Annotated in this window: 20 protein-coding genes and 1 tRNA gene; 9 read left to right on the plus strand and 12 right to left on the minus strand. The window is 35.8% G+C overall.

Annotation, left to right across the window (positions count from 1 at the left end):
* Positions 1-24: 24 nt before the first annotated feature.
* Entirely contained in the window at positions 25-1593 is a 1569-nt protein-coding gene (locus LB076_RS08875) for a protein adenylyltransferase SelO (protein ID WP_099092433.1), read from the minus strand.
* Between the two features lie 73 nt (positions 1594-1666).
* On the minus strand, positions 1667-2536 hold the full coding sequence (locus LB076_RS08880; RefSeq protein ID WP_066331253.1) for a lysophospholipid acyltransferase family protein: 870 nt from the start codon (positions 2534-2536) through the stop codon (positions 1667-1669).
* Between the two features lie 115 nt (positions 2537-2651).
* Between LB076_RS08880 and LB076_RS08885 the strand changes: the two genes are divergently transcribed.
* The gene (locus LB076_RS08885; RefSeq protein WP_066331249.1) at positions 2652-3290 is read left to right on the plus strand and encodes a rhomboid family intramembrane serine protease; all 639 of its coding nucleotides are present in this window, start codon (positions 2652-2654) and stop codon (positions 3288-3290) included.
* Between the two features lie 60 nt (positions 3291-3350).
* The gene (locus LB076_RS08890; RefSeq protein WP_066331248.1) at positions 3351-4040 is read left to right on the plus strand and encodes an SIMPL domain-containing protein; all 690 of its coding nucleotides are present in this window, start codon (positions 3351-3353) and stop codon (positions 4038-4040) included.
* 132 nt (positions 4041-4172) lie between these two features.
* Here LB076_RS08890 and LB076_RS08895 read toward each other — a convergent pair.
* The 3 genes from LB076_RS08895 to LB076_RS08905 form a co-directional block, all read right to left on the minus strand.
* A tRNA-Tyr gene (locus LB076_RS08895) sits at positions 4173-4254 on the minus strand.
* A 189-nt stretch (positions 4255-4443) separates the two neighbouring features.
* Positions 4444-4812, minus strand: a complete 369-nt coding sequence (locus LB076_RS08900) for a TlpA family protein disulfide reductase (RefSeq protein WP_078055235.1) — start codon at positions 4810-4812, stop codon at positions 4444-4446.
* Positions 4813-4848: 36 nt separating this feature from the next.
* Positions 4849-5601 carry a DUF4369 domain-containing protein gene (locus LB076_RS08905; protein WP_066331244.1) on the minus strand — a complete coding sequence of 251 codons (753 nt, stop codon included), beginning with the start codon at positions 5599-5601 and terminating at the stop codon, positions 4849-4851.
* A 469-nt stretch (positions 5602-6070) separates the two neighbouring features.
* Between LB076_RS08905 and LB076_RS08910 the strand changes: the two genes are divergently transcribed.
* Positions 6071-8128: a M43 family zinc metalloprotease gene (locus tag LB076_RS08910; protein ID WP_066331242.1), complete on the plus strand. Its 2058-nt coding sequence runs from the start codon at positions 6071-6073 to the stop codon at positions 8126-8128.
* A 297-nt stretch (positions 8129-8425) separates the two neighbouring features.
* Positions 8426-9151, plus strand: a complete 726-nt coding sequence (gene kdsB, locus LB076_RS08915) for a 3-deoxy-manno-octulosonate cytidylyltransferase (protein WP_066331239.1) — start codon at positions 8426-8428, stop codon at positions 9149-9151.
* Here kdsB and LB076_RS08920 read toward each other — a convergent pair whose 3' ends face one another.
* Together LB076_RS08920 and LB076_RS08925 are read right to left on the minus strand one after the other, a co-directional pair.
* Positions 9152-9862, minus strand: coding sequence for a potassium channel family protein (locus LB076_RS08920; protein ID WP_066331237.1), 711 nt, complete (start codon positions 9860-9862; stop codon positions 9152-9154).
* A gap of 48 nt (positions 9863-9910) precedes the next feature.
* Positions 9911-10576, minus strand: a complete 666-nt coding sequence (locus LB076_RS08925; protein WP_066331235.1) for a spermidine synthase — start codon at positions 10574-10576, stop codon at positions 9911-9913.
* 63 nt (positions 10577-10639) lie between these two features.
* Here LB076_RS08925 and LB076_RS08930 point away from each other — a divergent pair, with 63 nt between their 5' ends.
* Entirely contained in the window at positions 10640-11194 is a 555-nt protein-coding gene (locus tag LB076_RS08930; RefSeq protein WP_066331232.1) for a 1-acyl-sn-glycerol-3-phosphate acyltransferase, read from the plus strand.
* A 104-nt stretch (positions 11195-11298) separates the two neighbouring features.
* Here the strand turns inward: LB076_RS08930 and LB076_RS08935 are convergent, their stop codons facing one another.
* The gene (locus LB076_RS08935) at positions 11299-11742 is read right to left on the minus strand and encodes a helix-turn-helix domain-containing protein (protein ID WP_066331229.1); all 444 of its coding nucleotides are present in this window, start codon (positions 11740-11742) and stop codon (positions 11299-11301) included.
* A 310-nt stretch (positions 11743-12052) separates the two neighbouring features.
* Between LB076_RS08935 and LB076_RS08940 the strand changes: the two genes are divergently transcribed.
* From LB076_RS08940 to LB076_RS08955, 4 genes are all read left to right on the plus strand, one after another.
* Positions 12053-13207, plus strand: coding sequence for a M14 family metallopeptidase (locus tag LB076_RS08940; RefSeq protein ID WP_066331225.1), 1155 nt, complete (start codon positions 12053-12055; stop codon positions 13205-13207).
* Positions 13208-13283: 76 nt separating this feature from the next.
* Positions 13284-13763, plus strand: a complete 480-nt coding sequence (locus tag LB076_RS08945; protein WP_066331223.1) for an Lrp/AsnC family transcriptional regulator — start codon at positions 13284-13286, stop codon at positions 13761-13763.
* 100 nt (positions 13764-13863) lie between these two features.
* Positions 13864-16449 (plus strand): phosphoenolpyruvate carboxylase, encoded by a 2586-nt coding sequence (locus LB076_RS08950; RefSeq protein WP_066331222.1) that lies wholly within the window; start codon positions 13864-13866, stop codon positions 16447-16449.
* Between the two features lie 11 nt (positions 16450-16460).
* A complete protein-coding gene (locus LB076_RS08955) occupies positions 16461-16982 on the plus strand; it encodes a DinB family protein (protein WP_066331221.1) in 522 nt (173 codons plus the stop codon).
* On the opposite strand, the gene LB076_RS08960 is transcribed toward LB076_RS08955, so the two are convergent.
* The 4 genes from LB076_RS08960 to LB076_RS08975 form a co-directional block, all read right to left on the minus strand.
* Entirely contained in the window at positions 16979-17452 is a 474-nt protein-coding gene (locus LB076_RS08960) for a DNA-deoxyinosine glycosylase (RefSeq protein ID WP_066331220.1), read from the minus strand. The genes LB076_RS08955 and LB076_RS08960 overlap by 4 nt on opposite strands.
* Positions 17453-17456: 4 nt before the next feature.
* Entirely contained in the window at positions 17457-19565 is a 2109-nt protein-coding gene (recQ, locus tag LB076_RS08965; RefSeq protein WP_066331218.1) for a DNA helicase RecQ, read from the minus strand.
* A gap of 113 nt (positions 19566-19678) precedes the next feature.
* A complete protein-coding gene (locus LB076_RS08970) occupies positions 19679-20038 on the minus strand; it encodes a DNA primase (protein WP_066331210.1) in 360 nt (119 codons plus the stop codon).
* 9 nt (positions 20039-20047) lie between these two features.
* Positions 20048-21019, minus strand: coding sequence for a deoxyhypusine synthase family protein (locus LB076_RS08975; protein WP_066331207.1), 972 nt, complete (start codon positions 21017-21019; stop codon positions 20048-20050).
* Between the last annotated feature and the right edge of the window lie 24 nt (positions 21020-21043).

The following is a 21043-nucleotide window of genomic DNA, read 5'->3' on the forward strand; positions in this document are numbered from 1 at the left end:
GTTTTGTGTTTTTTTTGGGTTGGATCAAGAACTGCAGGAGAGCATGGAGCTTCCTATTTTTTGCCTGGCCCAGTCGGGTCTTTTGGCAAACCATTTTTGCGCATTCGGCTGTTCGTGATAGGGTTTTTTGAGCAAAATATGTAGCTCTTCTATCAAGGAATAATCTTCTTTTTCGGCGGCCTCAATGGCTAATTGTGCCATATAATTACGCAAAACGTATTTGGGGTTTACAGCGTTCATGCGGCTTTTTCTATCTGGATCGCTTGCGGTTTCTTTCTGTAAACGAAGGGTGTATTGTGTAATCCAATACAACCAACTATCTTGGGTTTGGGGACTTATTTTTTCGGGCTTATAAAAGGCTTCGGATAGGATCTCAAAGGCAGTTTCTTCGGAATCCGTTTTTTGGAGTTCGCTTAATTTTCGGAAGAAAATGGTGTAGTCTGTTTCGTGCAGGAGTAAATTTTGCGAAAGCAGTTGTAGCAATTCTAAATCTGTTTCGGCTGCCATGCAAAGTCCTAGTTTGTTACGCATCATGGAAGTATAATCTGCCTCATATTGGGTCTGAAAAGCATCCAGAATGGCCTCCAGTGGTGCTGCTTGTTCAATCAGCGGAAACAAAGCATTGGCTAATTGGTACAAATTCCAGAGTGCAATTTGGGGCTGGTTGCCAAAACGGTATCTTCGGTTTTCGCGATCGGTTGTATTTGGTGTCCAGTCTGGGTTGTAGTCTTCTAGCCAGCCATAAGGGCCGTAATCTATGGTGAGTCCTAAAATAGACATGTTGTCGGTGTTCATGACTCCGTGTACAAAACCTACGCGTTGCCAATGGGTGACCATGGTTCTGGTTTTGTCTGCTACGGCTTTAAAAAAAGCAATATAATCGGTCTTTGATGTGCCTTTTATTTCTGGAAAATGGTGTTTTATGGTAAAATTGGTTAGCAATTTTAGTGTTTGCAGGTCTTTTTGAGAAGAAAATAATTCAAAATTACCAAAACGAATAAAAGAAGGAGCTACTCTACAAATTACGGCGCCTTTTTCGTATTCTGGATGGCCATCATACAGAACGTCTCTTAGTACGGTATCTCCTGTCAAAATTAGAGATAAGGAGCGTGTGGTAGGAACACCTAGGTGGTGCATGGCCTCGCTACACAAATGTTCTCTAATAGAAGATCGCAATACGGCCAATCCATCTGCTCTGCGGGAGTAGGGAGTTGCGCCGGCGCCTTTGAGTTGTAGAGTATATTTTTGTTGTAAGTGCTGTATTTGGGTCAAGTTTATTGCTCTACCGTCTCCTAATTGTCCGGCCCAATTACCAAATTGATGTCCAGCATAATTCATGGCATAGGGGCGTGTGTTTGGCAGTATTTCTTTGCCAGAAAAAATAGCTGTAAAGGCAGTGTTGGTAGCCTCTGCAGTAGTTATACCAATTAGTTGTGCTACTTCTTTAGAGTAATGTACCAATTGTGGGTTAGAGGGGATCCTGGGAGTAACGTAAGAAAAACAAGCCTTGGTTACTGCTCTAGGAACTGTATCTTGGTTAGGATCCGCAGGAAGTTCTGTACTAAATGGATTGGTTATTTGAAATTGCATAATTAGATTGTATTAGCATCAAATTTAATAAAATAATACAGAGACGGCAACTAGTTATACTAAAATTGGCTAGGTATTAACGTTGGTGTTTCCATCTTTTGTGGGTCCAAAAATAATATTCTGGCGCTTGGTAGATCTGTTTTTCTACTTCTTGAATAAAACGATGGGTGATGTCAAAATCTGCTGCCAGTTTTGGGTGGTCACTTAAGGGGATTAAAGTAGCTTTATAATGCCCTCTTTTTGTTTTTTCTACTTTAGCAAAAAGCACCGAAAGATCGTATTTTTTGGCCAGCATTTCGGCACCAGTATGTACCGGAACTTCTACTCCCATAAAGTAATCCCAATGCGATATCCGATCGTTTTTTGGAGATTGATCACTTGCCAAACCATAAATGGACAAAATTCCTTTTTTTTGGTTGCTTGAGATTAATGCGATGGTTTCTCGGGTTACTACTAATTGTGTGTTGTATTTAGAACGAATGTCTTTTATAAGCGTGTCAAAATATTTGTTAGAAAGTTTTTTGTAGACTCCCACGCCCTGAAAAGAGGTATTAAGGTTTAAGGTAATGAGCCACTCCCAACTAGCATAATGCGATGCTAAGAGCATAATGCTTTTGCCTTTTTTTTCGTACTCTTTTAGTAATTCGGGATTGGTAATTACAAAACGTTTGTTCATTTCTGTAGAAGACATGGTCATTGTTTTGGTCATTTCTAAAAACAGATCACATAGATGGTGGTAGAATTTTTTTTCAATCTGCAGGCGCTCTTGGTCTGTACGATTTGGTAAGGCTAGAGCAAGATTGGCTTTAACGGTTTTTTTTCGATAGCCTACAACATAATACATTAAAAAGTATAACACATCCGATAGGGCATAAAATACCGGAAACGGAAGTATGGATACAAGCCATAGTAGGGGATAAGCGATTAGGAAAACAAGGAATTGCATGCGGTATTTTTATTGCAAATATAACTTAAAAAATAATAACGTTAAAAAATTAAAAACTACTACAAGAGTGCTCTAGGAGATTCACTACATTTACATTTAAATAAAAAACAAACGTATGAATATCAGTTTAATGGTAATTATTATTGCAAACGTGCTTTTTAGCTTTAAAGGATTTAACGATAGTGCTTTTTTTAGAAAATTCGAATTCCATATAGGAAGCGTGCGTGCAGGGGAGCAAATTAGGTTGTTTTCTTCTGGATTTTTGCATGCGGATATTGGGCATTTGGCCTTTAATATGCTAACTCTTTACTTTTTTGCACCTGTGGTAATTGCTTATTTAGGCAGTATTTCGTTTGTAATTATTTATTTTGGTAGCTTGCTTTTTGGTAGCTTGCTTACTATTGCTTTTCATAAAGAAGATTACAATTATCGTGCTGTAGGAGCCTCTGGCGCAGTTACTGGCATAGTCTATTCTGCAATATTATTACAGCCCGATATGATGTTAGGGCTCTTTTTTATTATACCTATTCCGGCTTATTTATTCGGAATAGCCTATTTGTTGTACTCCATTTATGGCATGCGAGCCAAAAACGACACTATAGGTCATACGGCGCATTTTGGCGGAGCTATTGGCGGGTATTTGATTACATTGGCAATGAATCCCTACTTAGTAGTAGCACATAGCCTTATGGTGGTGTTGTTGGCTATTCCCGTGCTTATTCTTTTTGTGATGGCTAAAATGGGTAAATTATAATGGCATGGCTTTTGAAAGAATAATACTAGTTTATTAAACAAATTTTATAGATTCCAAATTATGAAAAAAACAATAGTAATTTTAGCAATGATGTTTATGGCACACTCTTACGCGCAAGAAATCAAACAAGTTCCGGTTGTGAATGTTAATGGAGAAGCAAAAGTAAAGGTAGTTCCGGATCAAGCCATTATAAGTGCCACTGTAGAGACCAAAGGTAGCAACGCAAAGGAGGTCAAAAGGCTCAATGACCAACAAATCGATGCAGTTTTAAATGTTATCAAAAAATCCAATATTAAAAATACGGATTATAGAACCAAATATGTTGCCTTAAATCCGCAGTATGATTATGAGACAAAAAAAACGAATTATAACGCTACACAAACCATTGAAATTGTACTAAAAAATTTAGCCACCTACGATGCACTTATGGAGGCGTTAGTAACTCAGGGTATTAATAGAATTGATAATGTAGTTTTTCAGTCTTCCGAATTAGCAAAATATGAGGCAGAGGCCAGAAAATTAGCCATGAAGGATGCCAAGCTTAAAGCCGAAGATTATGTATCTGTTTTGGGACAAAAAGTAGGTAAAGCGGTATTGATAACGGATAATTCACAAAACTACCAACCACAGCCCGTTTATGCCAGAATGCAAACCATGAAAATGGAAGGAGCTGCAGGACCAAGAGAGACTTTAGCCACTGGCGAAATAGAAATTATTTCAAACGTGAATGTAAGTTTTGTTTTGGAATAATTGTAAAACATAATTTAATTTAAAATACCCACTTGCTTTGCGTAAGTGGGTATTTTAGTTTTTGGATTCTTCTAAGAATAAATTGTATAAAAAAAAGCAAAAAAAAACGCTTCAATTGCTTGAAGCGTTTTGTGGGGAGAGTAGGATTCGAACCTACGAAGACGTAGTCAGCAGATTTACAGTCTGCCCTCGTTGGCCGCTTGAGTATCTCCCCGTGGCCGTTTGCTTACAACGCTTATGTTGTTGTTAGCGGTGGCAAATATAAGGACACTTTTCGTTTCTACAAACAATTTTGACACTTAATTTTGGATTATTTTTGCACTTTTTTTCAACGTATTGGTATTGAGTAAAATAAAAAAATCTCCCTAAGGAGATTTTTTTATTTTTATACTCTAAACGAAGCTTATTTGGCTAAAAGGGCAATTACTTTTGCTCTTAGTTCTGCACCTCTTAGATCTTTTGCTACTACTTTTCCGGAGGCATCTAGTACAAAAGTAGCTGGAATGGATCTTACGTTATATTGTGCCGCAATAGGTTCGTCCCAGAATTTTAAATTAGACACTTGTGGCCAAGTCAACCTATCTTTAGCAATAGCTTCTTTCCATTTTTTGGCATCTTTATCCAAAGAGACTCCTATAATGTTTAGACCTTTGCTATGCAATTCTTTATAAAGCGCCACTACATTAGGATTTTCTTCTCTACATGGACCACACCAAGATGCCCAAAAATCTACTATGGTAACTTTTCCTAAACTTTCCTTTAACGAAATTATTTTTCCTTCAGGGTTTGGCGCAGAAAAATCGGCTCTTCATTTAGCGTCACCTTCAACAGGTGCTGTTGCTCCAGTTGTAGGTGTTTTGGTTTCGTCTAGTTTTGCTTTAATAGCCTTACCAGGTTTGGTGTTTTTTAAAGACTCGTCAAAACTATTGTAAATTGTTTCTGATTTTTTAATATCTGCACTTGGATCATTAATCATACCTTGAATAATTAAGGCACTAATCAAAGATTTAGGGTGTGTTTCGGCATACTTGATATATTTTGCTTTAGAAGCAACAGCCGTTTCTTCCTGCAATTTTGAAAATTGTTGCATCAAACTATTGATTACAGCAGTATCTTTATTTTGTTGTGCGGTATTCATGGTTTGCATGTTGTTTTTTTGGAAATCCATTAGTTTCTTTTGAACTACTTTGATCTCTTCATTAAAGGTAACATACTCGTCATTATTATACGTACCTGAAACTTTAGATTTTTGAATACTATCTTTATCTATTACAATAGTAATGTCTCCATTTTCAAGAATAAAAGGTACTTTGCCTTGTACTCCTTCTAATTGTAAGGTATGAAAAACAGGTTCTGCTGCTTTACCGTTTATTTCAAATTTTTCATTTTCAACTACCACTGTATCTACAGCTATTAATCCCATACCATTAGCGTCTTGTGTTTCAACGATAATTGTTTTACCATTTTCAATTCCTTTAGCAGTCCCTGAAATAGTGTACTTGTCTTTACTGCAAGAAGTCATTACTACTGCAGCAGAAAGGAATAAAATTATTTTTTTCATTATAAATTAGTTAATTGAGTTAAGTGTGCAAAAGTATTTAAATTTATGATAGTTTAAATCTTTTTTGGAGCTAAATTTTTGTTATATTTTAATTTTTTTATTCGTTTTTAACCTCTTTTTTTTCAGTGAAAAAATACCGTAATAATTTAATATTGTTTTTTTAAATGATAGAGGTATTTTTTTATACATAATCCACATTTAGGATGCTATCTACTACCATGTTTTATACCAAATACCCGTTACTGGGTACCAATCTGTTCCTTTTGCAAAATAGTAACGTTTGATTAATTGTAAGAATTATTTTACTATTTTATTATCTGCAACACATTGTTAGTCAGGTTTTTATGTTGTAAAAAACTGTAAATGTTTTTTTAATGTTAATTTACTACTAATTTACAGTAACATACTACAATTTTTATATAACATATAACGCTAGTTTTGTGATTATATATTAAAAATTATAACTATTATGAAATTAAAATTACTATTATTTTTTATAACTTTTAGCATTTTAAAAGTTAGTGCTCAGGGATTGCCATGTAGGACATCGGAGCAGAATGCCATTGTGTATCGCAACAATCCGAGTGCGCTACAAGAAAAGAAAGATTTTGATGTTTTTAGCAAAAAATTTGCTCTAGAACAAAAAACAGCAACTTCTAAAACAGCAGCGGCAACGTATACTATCCCGGTTGTTTTTCATGTTTATGGAGTAACACAAAGTGGTTCGACGGTAACGTACCAAAAAATTGTGAATCACTTAGAGCAGCTAAACAATGATTTTAATGGTCGAAGTGCAGATTACCAAACTGTAGAACCTTTTTTTCAGGCTCGTAGAGCTACATTAAGTATTGATTTTAAATTAGCTAAAATTGATCCAAATGGTGGTTGTACTGATGGTGTGGTTTTTCATCCAGCCAAAAACGGATATGGTAACGGAGGCGGATACGATGCACAGATTGCTGCAGATGCTTGGGATAACAAAAAATACATGAACATTTACATTCAAAATGACTTGTATAATGATGGGTCTTTATATAACTCAGGAGTTGCTTGGTACCCAAACTCAGCAATGACAGCTAGTAATACAGCTCGTGTAGTTTTTAATGGAGCTTATTTGTATGATAACTCATATAGTACTGAATTTGCTGCAACCTTAACGCATGAGTTTGGTCATTTTTTAAATCTGATCCATACCTTTGAAGGTGGTTGTACTGGTACCGATGAAGTTGCAGATACACCAGCAGAAGATGGAAACCATACTCTTGGTTGTACTCCAGGTACTAACTGTAGTGGTGCAAAAGTTAATTTTGAAAACTACATGGGATACAATGGAGCACAAGGATGTTACAAAATGTATACACAAGGACAAGTTACACGTATGCTTGCAGCCTTACAGCATCCAGCACGTATTACATTATGGCAACCTCAAAATTTAATTAATACAGGGGTAAGCACAACAGGAACCGGTAGTTCTTTAGTGGCATCTACAATTTCTTTTAAAGAATCTTCTGTTAATGATGGTTCTTTTGATACCTCTTCAATTATTACTTTAGGAGGCACAAAGAAATTTGCCTTAACTTCTGGAAATATGGTTGCAGGGACACACTATACTCATAATTTTCCAGCAGGAATTACTCCTATAGTAACAGTTAATTCGAATAGTCAAATTACACTTACTTTATCTGGTAAAGCAACTAACCATGCGGCGACTAATAATGCAGCTGGTGGCATTACCTTTTTGTCAGCAGCTTTTGTTGGTGGTACTACTGGTTTGTCTTGTAATTCAGTATTTTATGATTTTAAATTTGCGAGTCCTTACGGTATTTTTTATGTAAATATGGCCGATGTGGTGATTAACGCAACTACTAGTTGGGAATATTTTACCATTGATAAAGGAGACGATCCAGCTTTTGGAGGTTGGAGATTTGCAGCTAATGCTTTAAAGATAGAAACCTATTCTAAACAATTAGTTTGTGAATCAGGAACTAGAAATATTTCGTTAATTGCGCCAAATGTAATTGTTGGAGCTACAAGTAATTTTACTTCCCCTGCTGCTTATCCAGGTCAATTGGATTTAAGAAAATCAGGATATACGGTTTGGGATGGAAAAACGGGATATGTAGGTTTTAATTATTTACTTGACGGAGAAACTTGTTACGGATGGTTTAAAGTTAGTGTGGATGCAAATGGAGATGGATATAAAATTTTAGAATATGCTTACAATACCAAACCGAATGCTCCTGTAAAAACAGGAAGTTTAGATGTTGTTTTAGCTACAACCGAGTACGAACTGGAACCAAAGTCATTCACGATGTATCCAAACCCAGCTTCGGATGTGGTAGAATTTAGTTTTAATAAATTAAATCTAGACAAAATAACCTTAACTATCTATACTATCAATGGAGTAGTAGTAGATGTGGTTAAAAAACCAACTAGTTATTCTGTGGCTCACCTTGCCAAAGGAATGTATATTGTTGTTGCGACTGATGGCAACTTTACAGAGACCAAAAAACTAGTAGTCAAATAGATCTTTTGGATTAATCAACTGCTGTTGGTTACGACTATTTTTAAAAGCACCTGCAATTATTTTGCAGGTGTTTTTTTTATTTTAGACCCTTTGTGTTTTTCTAAAAATTGTATTTAGAAATAAATTTAAATCCATAGATCTATCCTGTATCCAATCCCAATAATTAGTTTATTTTTAATACTACAAAAAATTTTGGTAGGTGTTCTTTTAGAAATTTTGCGCCAATAGGCGCTTTTTTAATGTGGTATTTTCTAAAAAATACACTTATATTCGCTGCATATAATAATGTATCCTTAGATGAAAATAATAGCCGTTATTCCTGCCCGTTACGCCTCCACTAGATTTCCTGCCAAATTAGTACAAGATTTAAACGGCAAACCCGTTATTCTACGCACCTACGAGGCAGCAGTAGCTACCAATTTATTTGATGCTGTTTTTGTGGTTACCGATTCCGAAATTATATACAATCTAATAGTTTCTAACAACGGCAAAGCCATACGGAGCATCCGAGAGCATGAATCCGGAAGCGATCGCATAGCTGAGGCAGTGGCAGATATGGATGTGGATTTGGTCGTAAATGTACAAGGAGACGAGCCATTTATACAAACCGAAGCCCTGGCAAAAGTGATTGAAGTATTTAAGGAAGACATGGACCAAAAAATAGATTTGGCCTCTTTAATGCACGAAATAACGGACCAACAAGACATTGCCAACCCCAATAATGTTAAAGTAGTAACGGACCAAAACGGATTTGCGTTGTATTTTTCAAGATCCATAATTCCTTATCCAAGGGCAGAAAACGTGGGCGTGCGTTACATGCAGCACGTAGGGGTATATGCTTTTAGAAAACAAGCATTGTTGGATTTTTATACCTTACCGATGCAATCTTTAGAAGCTTCAGAAAAACTAGAACAATTGCGTTATTTAGAATTTGGTAAACGCATCAAAATGGTGACCACCACCCAAAAAAGTATCGGCATTGATACTCTTGAAGATTTAGAAAAAGCAAGAAAAATGCTATAATTATTCGGTACCTTCCGAGCCAAAATAACCTTTAGATTTTATTTTTGTAGAAAAAAAGTTTAGAAATAACACCACATACATAAGTACTAATAATGCTTGCATACTGACTAAAAACTTGCCCAAAAATGCCACCGGATAATACTCGCCAAAACCAATAGTGGAGGCCGTAACGGTGCTAAAATAAATAGGATCAAACCAATGCGTAAATGGTTTGTTTAAATAATTATTACAAGAATACAGTACCGCAAAGGCCAAAACCATTTCTAAATAATTAAAAAACAAGAGTAACATGGATCTTTTGTACGATCGAGGCCTCGAAAATAAATCCGAAGCAAAGATCAAAGTAGGGATGTATAAAACGGTTTCTAACATGACATATACCATAAAATACAAAATAAAAATAGTGCTCTGCCATTGGTTTACCAATACTAATAACGGAAGCATAACCTTAAGTAATACATAAAGATCTACCGTAAGATCCACGTATTCTGGGCCTTTTTTGGAAGCCAAATATTTGATATAAATACCCGGAAAAAACAACTGAGAAGAAGACAAAAACAAGCGCACAATTTTTTCGATTCCGTTATCATCTTGGTGGTCATTATTCCAGATGGCTTGGATGTTTTGTATTCTTTTTTCGATAGGATTAAGAGGTTGTTTGTCAATTGCAGCAACATTGCCTAAAAGTAATTTTCGAATTGTTTTTTTCATAAAAAGCTATTTAGAACCGATACCAAACAGGTTTAAAACCCCCAAAAATTAATCTTGTTTTTCAATTACAATTAATTCGTTGTGGGCTTCCATTCTCGGAAGGGTTCTTATTTTATAATTGGTTAGATTATGGTCTTGGACGTATTTTTTGTTTCTGATGGTATCTTCGGGAGTGAGCAACATGGTATTGAACAAAATGGTACCATTAGGTTTTAAAAGAAAACAAACTCGATTGACAAAAAAACTTTGAAATAAAAAATTGGGCATTTTGGTGTCCTGAAAAACATCTATTATAATTAGATCATAGGTGTTTTTGGTTTTTAAAACAAATGCAAATGCATCTTCAATAATAATTTCAAGTTGCGGGATTTGGTCTAACTTAAAATAATCTGTAGCTACTTGATTTATAACTGGGTCAATTTCTACGCCAGTGATTTTTCCTTTAAATTGAAAATCTTCGAGCAAGGTTTTAATCACACTACCACCAGCAACTCCAAGCACCAAAACAGAGCGCATTGTTGCAATCTTGGAGGCGCCAATATTCTGGAGGCCGTATTTTAGAACCTGTTGCAAATTGCCATAAGAATAGTTTGTATTTTCGGTATTCAAAACCAATTTACCTTTTTCTAAACTCACCTCAATGGTTTTACTTAAAGAGGATTTTAAGTGTACTAATTTTATAGGAGCAAAATAGCTTCGTATTTTTTTTAACATCCATGGTGCTTTGGCTCAAAAATAAGATTTAAATTATATATTTTGCACAAAATTTAAAAATTAATGAAGCGGATAATTTACAAATGGATCTTTTGTAGGATCATGGGCTGGAAAATAAAAGGACATATTAATCCAGAAATTAAAAAATGCGTCCTGATGGTGATGCCACATACCAGTGCACATGATTTTTATTTAGGAATTTTTACCAGAGGCATAACGGGATTAGAGATGAATTGGGTCGGAAAAAAAGAATTATTTCGTTTTCCGTTTGGAGCCTATTTTAGATACATGGGAGGAGAGCCCTTGGACCGAAGTGGTAATTTGAATAAAGTAGATGCCATTGCGGCTATTTTTGAACAAAAAAAAATCTTTCGACTGGCAGTTGCTCCAGAGGGCACCCGCGAAAAAGTAACCCAAATTAAAACTGGCTTTTATTATATAGCCCTAAAGGCAAACGTACCGATACTACCAGTAGCTTTTGATTTTGGAAAAAAAACAGTGCATTTAGGAAAACCGATGTATCCAACCGGAAATTTACCAACTGATTGTAAAGAACTCCTAAACCACTATAAAGGAGTCTTAGGAAAAATTCCTGAAAAAGGCTATCAGGTTGTTTAATTTTTTTATTTTAAAAGAAAGCGACCTTTGGTGTTTTTTTTTGGAAAACAACGAAGGTTCGTTTAGAGAGATCTTATTAAGGTCAAAATCAATACGACTTTTTTTTATTTAGGAACATAACTCATAAAAGTTCCATCTTGATAAAAAACTACAATTTTATCAATGCCTGCTTGGGTGTAGGTTTTGGGTAGCATTGCTTCTGGTTTCTTTTCAGGAATATCGGTAGGAGTTTCTGTCTGCGGCTCTATGCCATCAAACAAACTCGGACCTACCAAATTTTCTGTTTGGGGTAGAGCAGGTTGGTCTGAAACGGTAGAGGCACTTTCCGGAAAACTTCCCTTTCCATTTAAAATCCAATACAAATCTACCTCCGGATACACGTCCAAAATCTTGAGTACAAAATCCAAACTTGGTTTGTTTCTTCCCGAGAGTAAGTGGGAGAGACTCGAACGCTGCACTCCAATTTTATCTGCAAAAGTAGATGCGTTCAGACCGTAATACTCTAGTATAATTTCCAATCGTTTTATAAAATCTTCAGTGTTTAACATTGTAAACTGTGTTTGAAATGAGTCATTTACAAATGTAATAAAAAGAAACCAACTATACAATTTTACAAAAGTAAACTACTAAAATGAAGCAAAAAAAACAAAACCAACACTTTATGTAATATCACATAACTAACTGAATAACAACGATATAAAATACGTTCCATTAAGCTATAACAAATGTAATTTAAAAGCCTTTAAACGGGTTTGCTTTAGTGAATTTAGATGTTTACAATTCTAAAAATAGAGCGCTATTTGTAATTTACAATTGTAAAAATAAAGTTGTTTACTTTTGTAAATTAAATAATAACCCATGAATTTAGAACACGTCCATACGCAATACAAAGAGCAAGACCTCTTTGGAAGATACCTAACATTAGAAACCATACTGCCTTTATTAAAGAAACATTCTGCTCCTAACCATCTTTCGGAAATAGGAAAATCCGTCCAAGACAGAGTGATTTATCAGTACCAAATAGGCCACGGAAAAACCAAAATATTTCTTTGGTCTCAAATGCATGGTAACGAAAGTACCACCACCAAAGCCTTGTTGGACTTTATAAACCTATTGCATTCAGACCATCCTATGGCCAAAGAATTTTTAGACAACTTTACCTTTTGTGCCATTCCGATCCTTAATCCAGATGGTGCTGCCTTGTATACACGTGCTAATGCCAATGGGGTGGATCTAAATAGAGACTCACAAGATCTTAGCCAACCAGAGAGTAAGTTGCTTAGAGCGGTTTTTGAAGCATTCCAACCAGATTATTGCTTTAACCTACACGATCAACGCACTATTTTTGGGGTTGCAGACTCAGGTAAGCCAGCCACCATGTCTTTTTTGGCTCCAGCCTTTAATGCCGCCCGAGAGATAAACGCTTCTAGATTAAAGGCGACAGAGGTTATTGTAGGGATTCAAGATGTATTGCAGCACTACTTGCCGAATCAAATAGGGCGTTTTGATGACGCCTTTAATATCCAGTGTATAGGAGATATGTTTCAAAGTCTAGGAGTTCCTACGGTATTGTTTGAAGCAGGCCATTATGCCGAGGATTATAGCCGAGAAAAGACCAGGAAATTTGTGTTTATTTCTTTGTGCGCCGCTTTTAGCAGCCTTAGCAACAACGATATAGTTAGCAATATAATTGATAAATATTTAAATATTCCTCAGAATAAAGTTGTTTTTTATGATTTTATATACAAAAATGTCAAAATAGATTATGACGGTATAGAAAAAATAACGAATTTTGCGGCACAATACAAAGAAGAGCTAGTAGATGGCAAATTGTGTTTTAATGCCTACATTGCAAAAATAGAGGATCTAGAGGGGTATTTTGCCCACCAACAATACGATGCTCAAGGTGCTAAATACAGCGATGCATGGGCTAATTTTCCGGAATTAGACCAAATTGCTACTTTTTCTTTAGGTAATAGTGTACATATTGTTAACGGATTGATAAAAAAATAATATTTCGTTCAATTTTCCTATTTTTATGTATATTTTTACACTTTGTTTTAGCAAATAATAATATTAATTAAAGAATATGAGTAAGTTCCGTTTAGATGAAGTGGATCATCAAATTTTAGATATGTTGATTGATAATACCCGAGTTCCTTTTACAGATATAGCAAAAAAACTGCTAATATCTGCAGGAACAGTGCATGTTAGGGTAAAAAAAATGGAAGATGCAGGCATTATCATGGGGTCCTCATTGGCGCTGGATTATGACAAATTAGGATATTCGTTTATAGCTTACGTAGGGGTTTTCCTTAATAATACGTCACAGACTAAATTTGTTTTAGAAAGAATAAACGAAATTCCGTTTGTAACCGTGGCCTCTGTAACCACAGGTAAGTTTAATGTGTTTTGCAAAATTAGAGCAAAAGACACCAAACATGCCAAAGACGTTATTTTTATGATTGATGATATTGAAGGTGTTTACAGAACCGAAACGATGATCTCCTTAGAAGAAAGTATCAATGATAAAAAGCGTTTAATGCATACTATTTTTAAAAACATGTAATACGTACTTGAATGCTATAGCTATAATATAACCTCAAGTGTATGCTTGAGGTTTTTTTTTGGGATAAAAGGATGGTTTTAATCTATAAAATGTAAAAAATATGTACACACTGCCTAAAATGGAACGCTTTGATCAAAATGTATTGTCTAAATACAGCATTTATAATAGCATATTTATTACACTTCCTTTTGATTCTATTGATAATACGGGGGTTTTACTGCCCTTGTTTACAGAAAAATGTGAATCGGGTTTCAAAAAACAGCAAACCCCCACCGAAATTGTTACTAATTTTTTTGAAAAACAGCTCCAAACCACCGACGAAAAAGACCAAATCAATTTGCTATTTCGTTTTATACAATACATAGAGCGCCAGATTGTACTGTTTGATGCCGTAGAAGATGCTGCATTTCCGGTGGTAAACAACATGGAGGGTAGAGGATCCTTGCGAGATATTAAAGAAAAAGCAGAAGCAAAAGATAAAAAACAAGAATTAGTTGCTTTTTTAGAAACCTTTACTGTACGTACGGTGTTAACGGCGCACCCGACACAATTTTATCCCGGATCTATATTGGGTATCATAAATGACTTAACAGAAGCGATACGAGATAATAAACTATTAAAAATAAAGCATTTATTAGCACAATTAGGCAAAACACCCTTTGTAAAAACCGAAAAACCCAATCCATTTGATGAGGCAGTAAGTATAATTTGGTATCTCGAAAATGTATTCTACCAAACCTCTGGAGATATGGTGCAGTACCTCCAAAAAAATATTTTTAAAGAGCAACAAATCCAAAATCCATTAATCCAATTGGTTTTTTGGCCTGGAGGAGACCGAGATGGCAATCCCTTTGTTACCACCGATATTACCCTAAAGGTAGCAGAGCGTTTGAGAACCGCTATTTTAAAATGCTATTATGTAGAGCTTAGAGCTTTAAAAAGAAAGCTTACTTTTTCTAATGTAGAGAACACAATAGCAGCATTGGAACACAAATTGTATCGCTCCGTTTTTTATTCTACAGGAACCATTTATATAACCCTGGATGCATTTACGTCAGAATTAAATAGCATTAAAACTATTTTAATAGAACAACACCAATCCTTGTATTTAGATGACTTAGAAGCGCTCCTGATCAAAGTCAACCTATTTGGATTTCATTTTGCAAGTTTAGATATACGTCAAAACAGTAAAATTCATACCAGCGTTTTTAAAGATATTTTTGATTTGGATCAAAAAAAGCAAGTACCTATTTTTCCGTCCAATTACTATGATCTGACCGAATCCGAAAAATTAGAACAACTCGCTACAGTAGAAGGAAGCTTAAATGCAGCAGATTTTGACAATCCAATTACCCGCTCCACAATAGAGTCTATAGAGGCATTAAAGACCATTCAGCAACAAAATGGAGAGCAAGGTGCCAATAGATACATCATTAGTAATAATGAAAGCGCCTTAAATGTAATGGAAACCTTTGCAATGATTCGTTTGACCGCGTGGCAAAACCCTACTGTAGATATTGTTCCGTTGTTTGAATCTGTAAACGATCTACTACATGCCCATACCATAATGGAGCAATTGTACTGCAATCCTAGCTATGCAAAACACATAAAACAAAGACACAATAAGCAAACCATTATGCTTGGCTTTTCGGATGGTACCAAAGATGGTGGATATTTAATGGCCAATTGGAGTATATATAAAGCCAAAGAAGCCTTAACGGAAATATCCCGAAAATATGGCGTCAAAGTAGTGTTTTTTGATGGTCGTGGCGGACCACCAGCTAGAGGTGGTGGCAAAACACATAAATTTTATGCCTCTTTAGGATCCAGTATTGAAAACCACGAAATCCAAATAACCGTTCAAGGACAAACAATAAGTTCTAATTTTGGAACCTTAGATTCTTGCAGGTACAATCTAGAAAACTTACTCAGCGCAGGAGTTACCAACCAAGTATTTGGTAAAGAAAAAAACCAATTATCTCTAGATGAAAAAGTAGTAATGGATCAATTGGCAGATTTAGGGTATCAAAAATATTTAAGTTTTAAAAACCACCCCAAATTTATACCCTATTTAGAGCAAATGAGTACCTTAAAGTACTATGCCAAAACAAATATAGGAAGCCGTCCTTCTAAGCGAAGTAAATCTGCACATTTGGATTTTTCGGATCTAAGAGCCATACCTTTTGTTGGTTCGTGGAGTCAATTAAAACAAAATGTACCTGGTTTTTTTGGAGTAGGTGCCGCCTTAAAACATTTTGAAACCACCAACCAGTGGGACAAAGTGCAAGATTTGTATGGCAACTCGTTGTTTTTTAGAACCCTTTTAGAAAACAGCATGATGTCGCTAACCAAATCTTTTTTTCCGCTAACGGCTTACATGAAAAACGATCCAGAGTTTGGTGCATTTTGGCAAATTATTTACGATGAATTTTTAGAATCTAAAAGGCTTCTCTTAAAAATAGCAGGACACCAAGAGCTTATGGAAAACTATCCAGATGGTAAAGCTTCTATTCAAATAAGAGAACGTATCGTGTTGCCATTGTTAACCATACAGCAATACGCCTTGTTACGAATAAACCAATTAAACAAAGCAACAGTACCCAACGAAGAGCTAATAAAAGTCTACGAAAAAATGGTTATGCGCTCCTTATTTGGAAACACAAATGCAAGTAGAAATTCTGCCTAAAAAAAGACTATATGACCACCAAAGAAATACAACCCACCGAATATGCCCCCTTTTATGCGGGGTATATTAAAGCAGCCGAAAATAGCAATTTGCTAGAAGAGTTAGAAATTTGCCTGCACGAGTTTATCAAATTTGTGCAAAACATTCCGATGGATAAATTTGATTACCGTTATGCTCCAGACAAATGGACCATCAAAGAGATCATTCAGCATTTGATTGACTCGGAGCGGGTATTTGCCTATCGAGCACTACGCATTTCTAGAAAAGATACCACTGCTTTGCCCGGTTTTGACCAAAACGATTATGTAGCCAACTCCGATGCCAACCTGCGCAATTTGCAAGGGTTATTGACAGAATTAGCCGTTGTTAGACAAGCGTCACTATATTTGTTTAAAAGTTTTGCTAAGGAGCAGTTAACCTATACTGGCATTGCGTCTACTCATGCTGTTTCGGTACGAGCGATAGGTTTTATTATAATTGGCCACCAAAAGCACCACCAAAGTATTTTTGAACAAAGGTATTTATTGGCTTAAAAACAAGAAGCCCATAGGGTTCGTTTTTTGTCAAAAGATAAGGTATTGGCAGCACTAGTAGAAGGCATCACATAATAGGTGATGCCTTCTATTTGTCCGAATTTTTTAAAAAAAAGCTTGTGACTTTCTTTTCCATTAAAAATTAGTGTAGTAATCTGTGGGTATTTTTGGAATAAAGAGTCAAAGTCATTTTCTTGTGGATTTTTTATATCGGCATCCAAACTCCCTTTTCGATCACATTGTTTTAAAACATCCCAAAGTCCAATAGAATGGCGTTGCAATAAAGCAATTTTTTCTTCAAAAACTTCCGAAACAGCCTCTTTACTAAATAACTGGTACATTATGGGCAAAAAATGATTGCGTTTGTGGGCATAATATTCTTGTTTTTCTAGAGAAACTACTCCAGGCATGGTGCCCAAAATTACAATTCTTGTAGTGGCGTTTATGTAGGGGGCAAAAGAGTGTACCATGGTATTACGCGTTTTCTTTTTGGGTAATTGCTAGTGCCAATCGTATTTTATCATAAGCAATGTTTTGTTCTAAATAATCGTAATACGGTTTTAAAGTAGTAGGGTTTTCTAGTTTTATGCTTGCATTTGCAACTAATTTTATTTCTTCATTGGTTACAAATTGACGCAAATCTATGGCGGCACCATCTAAATACAATTTAGCAAAATGAGACATGATGGTTCCTAATCCTAAATTTCTTTTTTCGGCAATTTCGGGAGCACTTAAACCACTTTGTAATAAATCTAAGGTCTCTTTGTAAGTAGTGGCTTCTTTTTTCTGCTTGGTTTTTTTATTTTTATCAAAAGCAACAATTGCTTGGATAAATGGCGTACCGTATTTTTCTAATTTGGCCTTTCCAACCCCATCAATTGCCAATAATTCTTGCTCGTTAGTTGGGCGGATTGTTTCCATTTGGCGCAAAGCCGCATCACTAAAAATAACATAAGCGGGCACTTCTTCTTCTTTAGAGATAGTGTAACGTAGTTTGCGGAGTGTTTCAAACAGAGAGTGCGCAAGGGGTTTACTTTTGGGTTCTTTGGAGGTTGTTTTTTCGATTACAACTTTCTTGGGTTCAATTAATTGTACTTTTTGACCAGAAAACAACACTTCGTGGGCTAATGTTGTGAGTTTAATTTTGTTTTTTTGATCAAAAGCAACTTCACAAAACCCTTGGTTCATTAATTGGATGAGGTATTGGTTCCAATCCTGCCAAGATATGGTACTGCCTACAGCATAGGTTTTTAGATTTTGGTAGTTTTTTTCGTAAATAGATGCATTTTTAGAGCCTTTTAAAAAATCAATAACTACAACCAAGGGTTCTAGTTGTTTTAAACGGCTGATTGCCGATAACGCTTTTTGAGCAATAATGGTTCCGTCAAAAAAAGCAGGAGGATTTTTGCAAATATCGCAATTACCACAATTCTCGGTTACTAGCTCTCCAAAATAGGCAAGCAAAATTTTTCTGCGGCAACTCAGGGCGTCTGCATATTGTTTCATGCGTTCTAGTTTTGCTAACTGTACGTCTGCATTAAGTCCTTGGGAGGCAAATTTTTGCAATTGTATTACATCTCCGTAGCTTGCAAACAAAATGGTTTCTGAAGGAAGACCATCGCGTCCAGCACGACCAATTTCTTGGTAATAGCCTTCAATATTTTTGGGCAAATTGTAATGAATAACCCAACGAACATTTGATTTGTCGATTCCCATACCAAAGGCAATGGTAGCGCATACTACCTGGCATTCATCATTTATAAAGGCATCTTGGGTTTGGGAACGCAGTTTGGTATCTAATCCTGCATGGTAGGCCTTGGCGGCGATGCCTTGTTGGAGTAGTTTTTGAGCTAGCTCTTCGGTTGTTTTTCGGCTAAGGCAATAAATAATTCCGGACTCCTGGGGTTTTTGTCCCACAAAATCTATAATTTGTTTTATTCTATCCAAGGCAGGACGTACTTCTAAGCTTAGGTTTTTTCGGTCAAAGGATGAAATAAATATTTTAGGATTTTTTAAATTCAGTTGCGCACTAATATCTTGTCGGGTAGCTTTGTCTGCTGTGGCAGTCAGGGCTAGAATAGGAGTGGAGGGAAATCGGTTTTTTAAATATCCTAAATTGGTGTAAGCAGGTCTAAAATCATGTCCCCAGGAGGAAATACAATGCGCTTCGTCAATTGCTATTAGACTTAGGGTGAGGGTATGAAATAGGTTTTCTAAATACGATAAACTCTCTGGAGCAATGTAAACAATTTTGATTTCGTGGTTTTGAATAGCCTCTATATACGTTTGTTGTTCCGTAGCGGTTTGGCTACTATTGATGTAACAAGCTTGGACTCCATTGGTTTTGAGACTGTCTACCTGATCTTTCATTAAGGCAATTAAAGGCGAAATTACAATTGTAATTCCAGGAAACAGCAATGCTGGTAACTGAAAACAAATGGATTTACCACCACCAGTTGGCATAATTGCTAAGGCATCCTGCTGTTCTAATATGGTGGTTATTATTGCTTCTTGGTTGGTTCGGAATTTTTCAAAACCAAAAGTATCTTTAAGTGTTTTATGGAGGGTTTGGGTTGTTGTCATTTATGGGTTTGTACAGCGTATCGAAAAATAGTTTTAACCCGTAAAGATAATTTATTAAAAGCAAATAAAAAAAGGAACTCTGTTTTAGAGTTCCTTTTTTGGTTTGTTAAGGATTAATCGTCATCCTCATCCGTATCTTCGTCTTCGTTGTCTGGTTTATCAAAATCTTCGTCATCGTCGTCATCGTTATCATCATCATCTAAATCCAGTCCTTTAATCGGAATTATTGGTTCGATTACAGCATCAATTTCATCATCATCGTCATGGTTTTCAATACGATCTGCAAGCTTCATGCTTACTTTTACTAAATAAATGGTATCTTCAGTGCGTACTTCTACTGCTTCAATTAGTTCGTTTTTAGCATTTCTAAAACGGATAATATCGGTGTCATCATATCCATCAGGAAATCTTTCTACAAGGAGGTTTAAGATTTCGTTTGTAAGTTTTGCGTAATCAACAATTACTCTTTTCATAATGATATTCTATAGGTCTAATAAATAAGCAAAAATTAATGGCGCAACAATGGTTGCATCTGACTCAATAATAAATTTTGGGGTTTTTATATCTAGTTTACCCCAAGTGATTTTTTCATTTGGTACTGCTCCAGAGTACGATCCGTAACTGGTTGTAGAATCTGAAATTTGACAAAAATAGCTCCAAAAAGGGATGTCATGCATTTCCATATCTTGGTATAGCATTGGTACTACGCATATAGGGAAATCTCCTGCAATTCCTCCACCGATCTGAAAAAATCCAATTCCGTTGCTGCTGTTTTTTGGGTACCAATCTGCAAGAAATGTCATGTATTCTATACCCGATTTCATGGTAGAGGCTTTTAAATCACCTTTAATTACATACGATGCAAAAATGTTTCCCATGGTGCTGTCTTCCCATCCTGGTACGATTATCGGAAGGTTTTTTTCGGCGGCAGCATACATCCAGCTGTCTTTTAAATCAATTTCGTAATACTCTTCAAGTACTCCTGAAAGCAGCATTTTGTACATAAATTCGTGCGGAAAGTAGCGTTCTCCTTTATCGTCTGCATCTTTCCATATTTTGTAAATATGTTTTTGCAAACGACGAAATGCTTCGTGCTCTGGTATGCAAGTATCGGTAACTCTATTTAGTCCTCTTTCTAATAAGTCCCACTCGTCTTGAGGTGTTAAATCGCGGTAGTTGGGTACTCTTTCATAATGAGAGTGTGCTACCAGATTCATGATATCTTCTTCTAGATTGGCTCCAGTACAGGATATAATTTGTACTTTATCCTGACGGATAATCTCGGCAAAAATCTTTCCGATTTCGGCCGTACTCATTGCTCCGGCCATACTCACCATCATTTTAGCGCCATTTGCTAATTGTTGTTCGTAGGCTTTTGCCGCATCTACTAAAGAGGCTGAATTGAAATGCAAGTAATGCTTTTCTATAAACTGACTGATAGGTCCTTTACTCATTTTATGGTATTTTAATTTTTAAAA

This window comes from Flavobacterium crassostreae, from assembly GCF_001831475.1.
Lineage (GTDB): Bacteria > Bacteroidota > Bacteroidia > Flavobacteriales > Flavobacteriaceae > Flavobacterium > Flavobacterium crassostreae.